7 protein-coding genes are annotated in these 12,282 nt (G+C 71.9%); 6 read left to right on the forward strand and 1 reads right to left on the reverse strand.

Features of this window, described 5'->3' with window-relative positions; genetic code table 11:
- Window positions 1-136 precede the first annotated feature (136 nt).
- The 6 genes from ACWCQK_RS29040 (at window position 137) to ACWCQK_RS29065 (ending at window position 8,214) form a co-directional block, all read left to right on the forward strand.
- A complete protein-coding gene (locus tag ACWCQK_RS29040; protein WP_451159857.1) occupies window positions 137-892 on the forward strand; it encodes a Crp/Fnr family transcriptional regulator in 756 nt (251 codons plus the stop codon).
- 228 nt (window positions 893-1,120) lie between these two features.
- Complete coding sequence (locus ACWCQK_RS29045; RefSeq protein ID WP_451159859.1) at window positions 1,121-2,134, forward strand: hypothetical protein; 1,014 nt, start codon at window positions 1,121-1,123, stop codon at window positions 2,132-2,134.
- Window positions 2,131-4,353 (forward strand): hypothetical protein, encoded by a 2,223-nt coding sequence (locus tag ACWCQK_RS29050; protein ID WP_451159861.1) that lies wholly within the window; start codon window positions 2,131-2,133, stop codon window positions 4,351-4,353. Before ACWCQK_RS29045 ends, ACWCQK_RS29050 begins: the two co-directional genes overlap by 4 nt.
- A 55-nt stretch (window positions 4,354-4,408) precedes the next feature.
- On the forward strand, window positions 4,409-6,271 hold the full coding sequence (locus ACWCQK_RS29055) for a hypothetical protein (protein WP_451159863.1): 1,863 nt from the start codon (window positions 4,409-4,411) through the stop codon (window positions 6,269-6,271).
- On the forward strand, window positions 6,268-6,846 hold the full coding sequence (locus tag ACWCQK_RS29060) for a Pycsar system effector family protein (protein ID WP_451159865.1): 579 nt from the start codon (window positions 6,268-6,270) through the stop codon (window positions 6,844-6,846). Before ACWCQK_RS29055 ends, ACWCQK_RS29060 begins: the two co-directional genes overlap by 4 nt.
- Before the next feature lie 60 nt (window positions 6,847-6,906).
- On the forward strand, window positions 6,907-8,214 hold the full coding sequence (locus tag ACWCQK_RS29065) for a M48 family metalloprotease (protein ID WP_451159867.1): 1,308 nt from the start codon (window positions 6,907-6,909) through the stop codon (window positions 8,212-8,214).
- 113 nt (window positions 8,215-8,327) lie between these two features.
- Here the strand turns inward: ACWCQK_RS29065 and ACWCQK_RS29070 are convergent, their stop codons facing one another.
- On the reverse strand, window positions 8,328-12,227 hold the full coding sequence (locus tag ACWCQK_RS29070) for a DNA-directed RNA polymerase subunit beta' (RefSeq protein ID WP_451159869.1): 3,900 nt from the start codon (window positions 12,225-12,227) through the stop codon (window positions 8,328-8,330).
- Window positions 12,228-12,282: the final 55 nt, after the last annotated feature.

Genomic DNA, 12,282 nt, shown 5'->3' on the forward strand with positions numbered 1-12,282 from the left:
AGGACCCCGGAACGCCGGCGGACCGAACCTTTCCAGAGATCTCCTCCATCATTGGCCGGTTTGCGCCCTTTCACGCTCCGCGATCTTGCGCTTTCAGTACGTTGATCGATCCGCTGCGGGGAATCGGGGGACGGGCATGACAATCAGGACGACCGGGTACTCGCCGGACGACGGCGGCCTGGACGACCGGGTCCCGTTCCTGGCCCGGCTGGAGGGCGAGGACCGCTCGGCGCTGCTGGCCCTGGGCCGCTCGCTGGACTTCACGCCCCGCATGGTCCTGGTCCGCCAGCACGAACCCTCCTCGCACGTGCTCTTCCTCGCCCACGGCTGGACCAAGGTCACCGCCTCGGCCGCCAACGGCTACGAGGCCCTGCTGGCGCTGCGCGGCCCCGGCGACATCGTCGGCGAGTCGGCCGCGCTGACCGGACGCCTGCGGTCGGCGACGGTGACCGCGCTGGAGCCGGTCCGGGCGGTGGCGGTGGAGCGCGACCGTTTCAAGGACTTCCTCGGCCGCTCCCCCGCCGTCTCCTTCGCCCTGCTCGGTCTGACCGCGGACCGCACCCGTGCGGCCGACCGGCGCCGCCTGGAGTTCGCGTCGATGAGCGTGCGGGAGCGCTTCGCCATCCTGCTCCTGGACCTGGCCCGCACCCACGGCCGCCGCACCCCGCGCGGCATCGAACTGGCCGTACCGCTCAGCAAGCAGGAGCTGGCGGGTTCGGTCGGGGCGTCCCGGGAGATGGTGCAGCGCCTGCTGCGGGAGCTGCGCGACAAGGAGGCCGTCGCCACGGGCCGCCGCACGATGCTGATCATGCGGCCGGACATCCTGCGCCGCATCGCCGCCACCGGTCCCGCGACGGGGATCCCGTCCCCGCCCGGGCCGGCGGACGACTGAGCGGAGCGACCGGACGACCGAGCGGGCCGACGGGACGACTGAACAGAGCGACCGGACGACCGAGCGCAGCGTCCGGACGACCGAACGAGTCGACCTCCTTCCTCGCGCGTCCCAAGAACCCTTCTGTGCACACGGTCACACTCCGAGTGCGTCATCCGCCCTCACCGCCGAGGCCGCCTCGCCACCACGCTGCTGCTCTGCACGCGCACACCCCCTGGAGAGGCGACCATGACCGACCCCGTGAGCCGCACGATCCTGTTGCTGGACATCGAGAGGTTCAGCGACCGGGACGACGTGGAGCAGGCCTACCTGCGGCGCATGCTCTACGACATCGCCGACCGCGCGCTGGAGCGCGCGGGCGTCGACGAGACCCGGCGGCTGCGGGCCGACCGCGGGGACTCGGTGATGGAGCTGATCGACGCGGGCGCCCCGGTGACGGCACTGCTGCGAGCCCTGCTCACCGAGGTCCCGGCCCAGCTGCGGACCGTGAACCGGATGGCGTCGAGGTCCGCGCAGATCCGGCTGCGCGGTGTCCTGGCCACCGGTTTCGTCGCCGTGGACCGGCACGACGGCTGGGTCGGCTCCGACCTCAACCACGCCTGCCGGCTGCTGGACGCGGACGTACTGCGGGCCGCCCTGCGCGAGCGCCCCGCCGACTTCGCCCTGTGCGTCTCGGACGCGCTGCACGCCGGGGTCGTACGCCACGACCATCCCGGCATCCCGGCCGCCGACTTCCACCCGGTGACGGTGGCGAGCAAGAACGGCCCGCTGAAGGCGTGGCTGCACGGACCGGTGCCCGAGGGGGCGGCCAGCCAGGACCACGGTGGCACGGGGGCGGGGGAGGCGCCGGGCGGATCGGGGGACCGCCCGGCGCCGCGCCTCCCCTCCCAGGACCCCCCGCGGGAGCGGGTCCCCTCCCCGAGCACCACGGAGGAGCGGATTCCGTCCCAAGGCGCCACCGACACCGAGGAACGGGTCCCGTCCCAGGGAGCCGCGGAGGAGCGGGTGCCCTCCCAAGGCACCCCGCAGGAGCAGCGGGTGCCCTCGCAGGGCACCCGCGAGGACCGCCCGGCGCCGGACGGAACACGGGGAGCCCCGGCGCCGGGCGCCGTCTTCAACTTCAACGGCGGCTCGCCGTCCTTCGGCGGCGGTCTGGTCGCCGGTGACCAGCACGGCGTCAGCGGCGGCCAGGTCACCGGGGACGTGCACCTCGGCGGCGGCGGACGGGGAGACGCCGCATGAGCGCCCCGGCCGAGCCGGAGCGGCCCGGACCGGCGGCCACCGGCGGCAGCGGCAGCGGTGCCGACGGCGGACCGTCGGATGCCAAACAGGCCGAGCCGGCCGCCGACGACGACGCCCGGCGGACCGGCGAAGCCGGCGAGGAACGCGAACAGCCGCAGACCGCCTGGTCGGCCCGGCGCGACCTGATCGACCACAGCCCCCGCACCATGAGGGTCGGCGACCGCTCCCGCTTCGGCGGCAGCCTGGTCGGCGCCGACCAGCACGGCGTCAGCGGCGGCCGGGTCACCGGCGACGTCATCATGGGCAGCAAGACGGAGATCCACTACGCGATACCCGGGATCTCCGCGCCCGCCTCCGCCTCCGGCGAGGTACCGCGGATCACCCTGGACCGGCTGGCCGGCACCTTCGTCGCGGACGAGGAGGTGATGGCCGGCCTGCTCGACCGGCTGCGCCGCGACCGGGTCCTGGTCCTGTCCGGCGCCCGGTTCACCGGCCGCCGGACGGCCGCCCTGATGCTGCTGCGCCGCCTGGACGCCGCCCCCGTCCGCACCCTGGTGCGCGACACCAGCCCGGGGTCCCTCGCCGACCAGTTCGCCGCCGAGGACCAGGCCCGCGGCTATGTCCTGTGCGACCTCGCCACCCGCCGCGACCGCCCCCTGCGCGAACCGCACCTGCTCGCGGCGAAGGACCGGCTGGCCGAGCGGAACGCCTACCTGGTCGTCACCGTCGGCCCCACCGCCGTACTGGAGGACGTGCCGGTCGTGGAGTGGCGGGCGCCCGTCACGGCCGACGTCCTCGCCGCGCACCTGCGCACCCTCGCCGACGAGGAGACCGCCGCCAAGCTGCTCGGCCTGCCGGACGTGACGGAGTTCCTGGACCGCGGCCACCAGCTGCGCGAGGTCGCCAGGTTCGCCCGGCTGCTGGGCGCGTACGCGGCGGGCCAGGTCACCGAGGACGCCGTCGCCCAGTTCTCGCTGGTCTCCCTGGAGGACCAGGTGCGGGAGTGGTTCGAGGAGGACGAGAGCGCGATCCACCTGCGCGACAAGGCGTTCCTCGTCGCCCTGGCCGCCTTCGACGGCGGCCCGTACGCCCTCACCGCCGAACTCAGCGACCTGCTCTACCGCTTCCTCCAGCAGACCGAGAACCCGGCGCGCGTCGCCGAGGTCCCCGTCTTCGGCACCCACGTCGGCAAGCGCCTCCAGCTCGCCCGCGCACGGAGGTACGAGGAGGACGAGCACACCGAGTGGGGCCCGGTGACCCAGCACAAGGCCGCGTTCCGCGACGAGCGGGCCTCGCTGGTGCTGTTGCGCGAGCTGTGGACGGGCCATCCGTCGGCCCGGCCCGCCCTCATCAGCTGGCTGCGCCACCTCGCCGACGACGGCCGCCCCCTGGTCCGCACCCGCGCCGCGTCCACGGTCGCGGTCCTGGCGCGCACCGACCTGCCCTCGGCGATGGCGCTGGTCATCGAGCCGTGGGCGATCTCCAAGCGGTTCCGGCAGCGGCTGGTCGCCGTCAACGCGCTGACCCTCGCCCACGTCATCGACACCCCCAACATCCCGCGCATCCTCGACGCCTGGTGCGAGGGCGACGACGCGCGACTGCGCTGGGTGGCCGTGCGGTCGTACGGCCTGATCGGCCCGGAACGCCCCGAGCAGGCCCTCGCCGCGTTACGCAAGGCCGTACGGCGGCTTTACGACGACCTCGACGACCGGGACGACCTGGACGGGGTGGCCGGCGAACTCGCCGAGGCCGTGGAGCTGCTGCTGCTCTCCCCCGCCAGCGAACAGGTGCTCGCCGAGCTGCGCCGGCACCTCGACGACGACCGCGCCGTGCACGACCTCACGCTCGCCGGTTTCGTCAGCGCCGCGCTGCGCAGGGAGGGCGACGAGCGCTACGGCACCCCGCTGGTCCTCGCCTGGTACGCGCGGGCGGTGGCCGAGGGCGGTGCCGCGGCCCAGGGCATCCCCTCCCTCTGGCGGGCCGCGCTGGCCGACCCGCGCGCCACCCGCCCCGCGCTGGAGGTGCTGCGCGAGTGGGTCCTCGTCGCCCAACGCTCCACGGTCACCGAGTGGGCGCTGGCCGCCCTGCTCCCGGCCCTGGTCACCACGCCCGCCGAGCATCAGCGGCTGAGCCACCTGCTGCGCACCATGTCCGGCGAGGACGGAAACCCCCCGCCCCAGGTGGCGGCCCGCCTGCTGACCACGCTTCCGAACCGCTGACCCACGTCACAACGCCCCGCGCACGCCGGGTGGTACGTCCGAGGAGACACGCCCCATGCCCACCTTCCGCCAGCCCGAGTGGCAGCAGCAGGCCGACCGGCACACCCAGATCGTCGATCCGGTCCTCACCGTACGGCAGCTGTCGCGCTTCGAGTTCAGCCTGAAGTCGTACGTCCGCATCGACCACGCCCTGGTCTTCGCCACCGCCAAGGGCGGCTACGAGGCGTACCTCCCGCCGCGGCGGCCGACCCGCGGCGACATCGCGGCGAACCACTACACGGCCGTGTACGAGGTGGACATGGGCGTCCACCCGTACACCTCCGATCTCACCCTGCCCAGCGACAACGACGCGTTCGAGTTCACGGCCGTGGTGGACCTCTCCTGGCAGGTCCTCGACCCGGTCCGGTTCGTCGCGAGCGGCCACCGGGACGTGCCCGGCCTGCTCCTGAACGAGCTCCAGCAGGCGGCCCGCCCGATCACGCGCCGGTTCGGCATCGCCGACAGCGCCGCCACCGAGGTGGAGCTGCTGGAGCGGATGAACCTGCTGGGGCCGCTCGGGGCGCCGGCCGGACTCCAGGTCACCTGGACCCTCCGGCTGCGGCGCGACCAGGCCAACATCGAGCACGAGCTGCGCAAACAGGCCATCGACCACTCCGCCGCCGAACAGGTCCGCGCGGCGCGGCGGGGCATGGAGATCGATGTCGAGGTCGACCGCAGGGGCCGGCAGGGCGACGCGTTGCAGATCGAACGGGCCCTCCAGTACGGCGACCAGCAGCAGGAACTGCTCCTGCAACAGCAGCGCTGGCAGCACGCGCAGGCACTGCTGGCCGGTCACCAGCAGCTGGAACTCCAGCAGTTGGAGGCGCAGAAGATCGATTTCTACCAGTACCACCTCCAGCAGGGCGGTGTGCACTCCTGGGCCCTGCACCTGGCCCAGCACCCGGAGGACTCGGCGCTGGTGATGACCAGCATGCGCGAGGACCAACTCCGCATGATCCAGTCCCAGATGGAACTGGTGAAGCAGCTCCTGAGCGGCGACGGCGCCGAGAACTGGGAGTTGGAGGGCCCCAAGCAGCTGGCCCTGCGCACGGTCAACGACATCCTCACCCAGCGCCTGCCGGGCGTCCCGCAGAACCCGCCGCAGCTGCCGCAAGGCGGCGGGCCCGCGTACCCGGGGGCCGCGATCACGCAGGGCGGCGGCGCGCCGGACCAGGGCCCGGTGGGGTGGCCCGGCGACACGGACGACGACGGCCTCGGCGGTCCCGCGCGGCCCCCGGCCGGATACACGACACCGGCCGGACCGTACGCGGCCGGGCAGCCTCAGGTGTCCGGACACCCGTACGCGGCGGGGCAGCCGGGGCCCTCGGGCGGCAGCGGCGCCGGCGCCCCGGCCCCGGCCCCACAGCCCCCGGGTGCCTACCCGCCACCGCCGGGACCGTACGTACCCGGACCGCCCTACGGGCCTGGGCAGCCGGGAGCGACCGGGCCGTACGCGGGCCCGGTGGCGGCCGCGCCCGGCCCGTACGGCGGTCCCGGCGCACCCGTTCCGCCCGGTTCCCCCGGTGCGGCCCCCGCGCCGACGATGCCGACGGCCCCGCCAGGCGTCACGCCGTTCCCCCCGCCCCCGCCCACCGGCACCCCGGCCGCCGGCTTCCCCGGAGCACCGGCGCCCGCGCCCTACGCTCCACCGCCCCCGGCGTACGCGCCGCCGCCCCCGGCAGGCACCCCGGGTCCGTACGCCTCGGCGCCGGCCGGACCGCCCACGGCCGCGCCCGACGGCTGGCAGCCCCCGCCCGGCTACGGCAGGACCCCGACCCTGCCGGCCCACGCCGTGCCGGACGCGCCCGCTTCCCCGGACGCCCAGGACGGCCCCACGGACAGGAGCGCGACCGACCGGACGAAGGACAGCGGCACATGACCACACTCGACCCCGCGCCCCTGCCCGCGCCCGCACCGGCACCCGGCCCGGACAACGGCGGCGACAGCGGCAGCGGCCCGGCGGTCGACCTCGTCCCCCTCTGTGAGCGGCTGCTCGCCGAGCTGCGCGGCGAGGTCGCCCGCGCCGACAGCAAGGCGTCCGTCCTGGTCGCCGCGCTCGGCATGACCGCGGGCGTGTCGAGCGGTCTGCTCGCCGGGCGGGACTGGACCCCCGCCGCGCTGTCCGCCACGGGCACGACGCTGTGGTGGACCGGGACCGGAGCCCTGGGGCTCTCCCTGCTGTCCCTCCTGCTGGCCGTACTGCCCCGCTACGGCGCCGGCACCTGGGTGCCCGGCCGGCCCCTGGCCTACTTCGCCGATATCCACCAGGCCGTCCGGCTGGGCCAGTTGGAGACCGCGCTCGGCGACACCCGGCGTGACCCCACGGCCGGTCTGACCAGCGCCCTCGCCGACCTGAGCCGGATCGCCGCCCGCAAGCACCAGTGGATCCGTACCGGGCTCATCGCCTTCTGCGCCGGCACGGTCCTGCTGCCCGCCTCGCTGCTGCTCGGCTGACCGCCCGGCCCCAGCCGTCCCCACCGCCCGAGCCTCTGAGCCTCATCTGAAGGAAGCACGATGACCCAGCCACCACCGGAGTACCCGGAGTACCCCACGCAGGCGGCCCAGCCGCACGTACCTCCGCGGTACCCGCAGCACCCGACTCAGGCGGCCCCACCGCACGTACCCCCGCAGTACCCGACGCAGGCGACTCCGCCGCACGTGCCCCCGCAGTACCCGCAGCAGTACCAGCAACAGCCCGCGTATCCGCAGCAGCCGATCGCGTACCCGCAGGCCGCGCCCACGTATCCGCAGGCCTCGGCGCCGGTCCCGCCGCAGTACCCCTACGCCCCGCCGGGGGCTCCCCCGGCTCACCCCGCGCAGCCCGTGTCACCGGCCGCCGCCGCGCCGCCCTCGGCCGACCCCGCCCATCCCCATCACATCAACACCGACGCCCGCCGCGTCCACATCTCCGACCACCAGCGCCGTACGGACGCCACCGCGATCGGCAACCTGCTCCTCTACCTGCCGAACTTCCTCTGCAGTCTCTGCGTCGTCGGCCTGGTCTCCGCCTTCTTCGGCGATCTCGCGTTCGTGGTGATCCTGCTCTGGCTCGCCAGCGGCGCACTCGTGTTCCACCGCCCCACCGAAAGCGCCCTGGCGCGCCGTTTGCTCCACCTGCGCTACCCCACTCCGCAAGAACGAGCCAAAATCGAACCGGTCTGGCGGGAGGTCACGGCCCGCGCCGGCGTCGAGGGCCGCACCTACGAGCTCTGGGTGGAGGACAGCGACGGCCTCAACGCGGTCGCCGCGGCCGGCCACATCGTCGGTGTCACCCGCTTCGCCATGAACCAGCTCCCCAACGGCGAGCTCGCCGCCGTCATGGCCCACGAGCTCGGCCACCACGTCGGCGGCCACGCCTGGTCCGGCCTGCTCGGCTACTGGTACGCGCTGCCCGGACGCGTCGCCTGGCGGATCCTCAGGGTGCTCTCCACCGTCGCCTTCCATGTGTCGCGCGCCTTCGGCTGCTTCGGTGTCGTCTTCGTCGTCCTGTTCATCGGCGGGATCGCCATGGCCACCATCAGCACGCTCTACGGGCTGCCCCTGCTGATCCTGGGCGTGCCGTACGCCCTCGCCGCCGTCGGCCGCCGCGCCGAGCTGCGCGCCGACGAGCACGCCGCCGCCCTCGGCTTCGCCCCGATGCTGGCCGCCGTGCTCGGCAAGCTGCACCACGAGGAGCAGCAGGCGCAGGCCGCGCTCACCGCGCGGAACGGCGGTGTGCCCGTCCAGGAGAGCGCGCTGAGCAAGCTGCTCTCCTCCCACCCCGACTACCACACCCGGCTGCACCACCTCCAGGCCTACCTCCAGCCGCAGCGGCCGTACTGAGAACTCCCCGCTTCGACAGCCGCGTACCGGCAGCCGCGGGAACGCCGAAGGGCGGCCACCCCACGGGGTGACCGCCCTTCAGTGCTTCAGCGGTGCATCGGCACTACCGCGCCTTACTGGTTGTACGGACCGTAGTCGTAGTCCTCCAGCGGAACGGCCTGGCCGGAGCCCGTGCCGAACGGCGAGTAGTCGATGTCGTCGTAGCCGACGGCCGAGTACATCGCGGCCTTGGCCTCCTCGGTCGGCTCGACCCGGATGTTGCGGTAGCGGGACAGACCCGTACCGGCCGGGATGAGCTTACCGATGATGACGTTCTCCTTGAGGCCGATGAGGCTGTCGGACTTGGCGTTGATCGCCGCGTCCGTCAGCACTCGGGTCGTCTCCTGGAAGGAGGCGGCCGACAGCCAGGATTCCGTCGCCAGCGAGGCCTTGGTGATACCCATCAGCTGCGGACGACCGGAGGCCGGGTGACCGCCCTCCTGGACCACACGACGGTTCTCGGTCTCGAACTTCGAGCGCTCGACCAGCTCGCCGGGCAGCAGCTCGGCGTCGCCCGACTCGATGATCGTCACACGGCGCAGCATCTGCCGGATGATGATCTCGATGTGCTTGTCGTGGATCGACACACCCTGCGAGTTGTAGACCTTCTGGACCTCGCCGACCAGGTGGACCTGGACGGCACGCTGGCCCAGGATGCGCAGCACGTCGTGCGGGTTGGTGGCACCCACGGTGAGCTTCTGGCCCACCTCGACGTGCTCGCCCTCGCTGACCAGGAGTCGGGCGCGCTTCGAGATCGGGAACGCCGTCTCGTCGCTGCCGTCGTCCGGCGTGATGACGATCTTCTTGGTCTTCTCGGTCTCCTCGATCCGCACGCGGCCGGAGGCCTCGGAGATCGGGGCGACACCCTTCGGGGTACGGGCCTCGAAGAGCTCGACGACACGCGGCAGACCCTGGGTGATGTCGTCACCGGCCACACCACCGGTGTGGAAGGTACGCATCGTCAGCTGGGTACCGGGCTCACCGATGGACTGGGCGGCGATGATGCCGACCGCCTCACCGATGTCGACCAGCTTGCCGGTGGCCAGCGAACGGCCGTAGCACATCGCGCAGGTACCGACGGCGGACTCGCAGGTCAGGACCGAGCGGGTCTTGACCTCCTCGACGCCCGCGGCGACCAGCTGGTCGATGAGGACGTCACCGAGGTCGACGCCCGCCGGGGCGAGCACCTTGCCGTCGACGACGATGTCCTCGGCGAGGCAGCGCGCGTACACGCTGGTCTCGGCGTTGTCCGCCTTGCGCAGGACGCCGTCGGCGCCGCGCTCGGCGATGGCCAGCTTGAGGCCGCGCTCGGTGCCGCAGTCCTCCTCGCGGATGATCACGTCCTGCGAGACGTCCACCAGACGACGGGTCAGGTAACCCGAGTCGGCGGTACGCAGGGCGGTGTCCGCCAGACCCTTACGGGCACCGTGCGTGGAGATGAAGTACTCCAGCACGGACAGGCCCTCACGGAAGGACGCCTTGATCGGACGCGGGATGGTCTCGTTCTTCGCGTTCGACACCAGACCACGCATACCGGCGATCTGCCGCATCTGCATCATGTTTCCTCGGGCACCCGAGTCAACCATCATGAAGATGGGGTTCGTCTTGGGGAAGTTCGCGTTCATCGCCTCGGCGACCTCGTTGGTCGCCTTGGTCCAGATCGCGATGAGCTCCTGCGTGCGCTCTTCCTTGGTGATCAGACCGCGCTCGTACTGCTTCTGGACCTTCTCGTCCTGCGCCTCGTAGCCCTTGACGATCTCCTTCTTCGCCTCGGGAACGACGACGTCGGAGATGGCCACGGTGACGCCGGAACGGGTCGCCCAGAAGAAGCCGGCCGCCTTCAGGTTGTCGAGCGTCGCCGCCACGATGACCTTGGGGTAGCGCTCGGCCAGGTCGTTGACGATCTCGGAGAGCTGCTTCTTGCCCACCGAGTAGTCGACGAACGGGTAGTCCTCGGGCAGCAGCTCGTTGAAGAGCGCGCGGCCCAGGGTGGTGCGCAGCCGGAAGGTGTCACCGGTCTGGTACTCCGGCTCGCCCTCCTCGACGACCGGCGGCGTCCAGCCCCGCGGCGGGATGGTGCCCACCGGGAAGCGGATGTCGACCGGCGACTGGAGCGCGAGCTCACCGGCGTCGAACGCCATGATCGCCTCGGCCGTGGAGCCGAAGGACCGGCCCTCGCCCTTGGTGTCGCGCAGCTCGCCGTCGGTCGTCAGGAAGAACAGACCGAGGACCATGTCCTGGGTCGGCATCGTCACCGGACGGCCGTCGGCGGGCTTGAGGATGTTGTTCGAGGACAGCATCAGGATGCGGGCCTCGGCCTGCGCCTCCGCGGACAGCGGCAGGTGCACGGCCATCTGGTCACCGTCGAAGTCCGCGTTGAACGCGGTGCAGACGAGCGGGTGGATCTGGATGGCCTTGCCCTCGACCAGCTGCGGCTCGAAGGCCTGGATGCCCAGACGGTGCAGGGTGGGCGCACGGTTCAGCAGAACCGGGTGCTCGGCGATGACCTCTTCGAGGACGTCGTACACGACCGTGCGGCCGCGCTCCACCATGCGCTTGGCGCTCTTGATGTTCTGCGCGTGGTTCAGGTCGACCAGGCGCTTCATCACGAACGGCTTGAAGAGCTCCAGCGCCATCGCCTTCGGCAGACCGCACTGGTGCAGCTTCAGCTGCGGACCGACGACGATCACGGAACGCGCGGAGTAGTCCACACGCTTGCCGAGCAGGTTCTGACGGAAACGACCCTGCTTGCCCTTCAGCATGTCGCTGAGGGACTTCAGCGGGCGGTTACCGGGACCGGTGACCGGGCGACCACGACGACCGTTGTCGAACAGGGCGTCGACGGCCTCCTGGAGCATGCGCTTCTCGTTGTTCACGATGATCTCGGGCGCGCCGAGGTCGAGAAGCCGCTTCAGACGGTTGTTGCGGTTGATCACGCGGCGGTACAGGTCGTTCAGGTCGGAGGTCGCGAAGCGGCCACCGTCCAGCTGCACCATCGGGCGGAGGTCCGGCGGGATGACCGGGACGCAGTCGAGGACCATGCCCTTGGGGCTGTTGGAGGTCTGCAGGAAGGCAGACACGACCTTCAGCCGCTTCAGCGCACGGGTCTTCTTCTGGCCCTTGCCGGTGCGGATGATCTCGCGGAGCTTCTCGGCCTCCTCGTCGAGGTCGAAGGACTCCAGGCGCTTCTGCAGCGCCGCGGCACCCATCGAACCGTCGAAGTACGTGCCGAAGCGGTCGCGCAGCTCGCGGTAGAGCAGCTCGTCGCCCTCGAGGTCCTGGACCTTGAGGTTCTTGAACCGGGTCCACACCTCGTCGAGACGGTCGATCTCGCGCTGCGAACGGTCGCGCAGCTGCTTCATCTCACGCTCGGCACCCTCGCGCACCTTGCGGCGCACGTCGGCCTTGGCACCCTCGGCCTCGAGCTCGGCCAGGTCGGTCTCGAGCTTCTTGGCGCGGGCCTCGAGGTCCGCGTCGCGACGGTTCTCGACCTGCTGACGCTCGACGGAGACATGCGCCTCCAGCGAGGGCAGGTCGCGGGTACGACGCTCCTCGTCCACGAACGTGATCATGTACGCGGCGAAGTAGATGACCTTCTCGAGGTCCTTCGGCGCCAGGTCGAGCAGGTAGCCCAGGCGCGACGGAACACCCTTGAAGTACCAGATGTGCGTGACGGGCGCGGCCAGCTCGATGTGGCCCATCCGCTCACGACGCACCTTGGCGCGAGTGACCTCGACGCCGCAGCGCTCACAGATGATGCCCTTGAAGCGGACGCGCTTGTACTTGCCGCAGTAGCACTCCCAGTCCCGGGTCGGACCGAAGATCTTCTCGCAGAAGAGTCCGTCCTTCTCGGGCTTGAGCGTGCGGTAGTTGATCGTCTCGGGCTTCTTGACCTCGCCGTGGCTCCACTGACGGATGTCGTCAGCGGTGGCCAGACCGATCCGGAGCTCGTCGAAGAAGTTGACGTCGAGCACTATGCGTCAATCCCTCTCAGGGTTGTAAGTCATGGGGTCTGATACGGGGGTCCTG

The organism is Streptomyces sp. NPDC002306, from assembly GCF_053593435.1.

Coding starts and splice junctions, on each gene's coding strand:
- ACWCQK_RS29040 (WP_451159857.1), top strand. CDS start 137: ATGACAATCAGGACGACCGGGTACTCGCCGGACGACGGCGGCCTGGAC.
- ACWCQK_RS29045 (WP_451159859.1), top strand. CDS start 1,121: ATGACCGACCCCGTGAGCCGCACGATCCTGTTGCTGGACATCGAGAGG.
- ACWCQK_RS29050 (WP_451159861.1), top strand. CDS start 2,131: ATGAGCGCCCCGGCCGAGCCGGAGCGGCCCGGACCGGCGGCCACCGGC.
- ACWCQK_RS29055 (WP_451159863.1), top strand. CDS start 4,409: ATGCCCACCTTCCGCCAGCCCGAGTGGCAGCAGCAGGCCGACCGGCAC.
- ACWCQK_RS29060 (WP_451159865.1), top strand. CDS start 6,268: ATGACCACACTCGACCCCGCGCCCCTGCCCGCGCCCGCACCGGCACCC.
- ACWCQK_RS29065 (WP_451159867.1), top strand. CDS start 6,907: ATGACCCAGCCACCACCGGAGTACCCGGAGTACCCCACGCAGGCGGCC.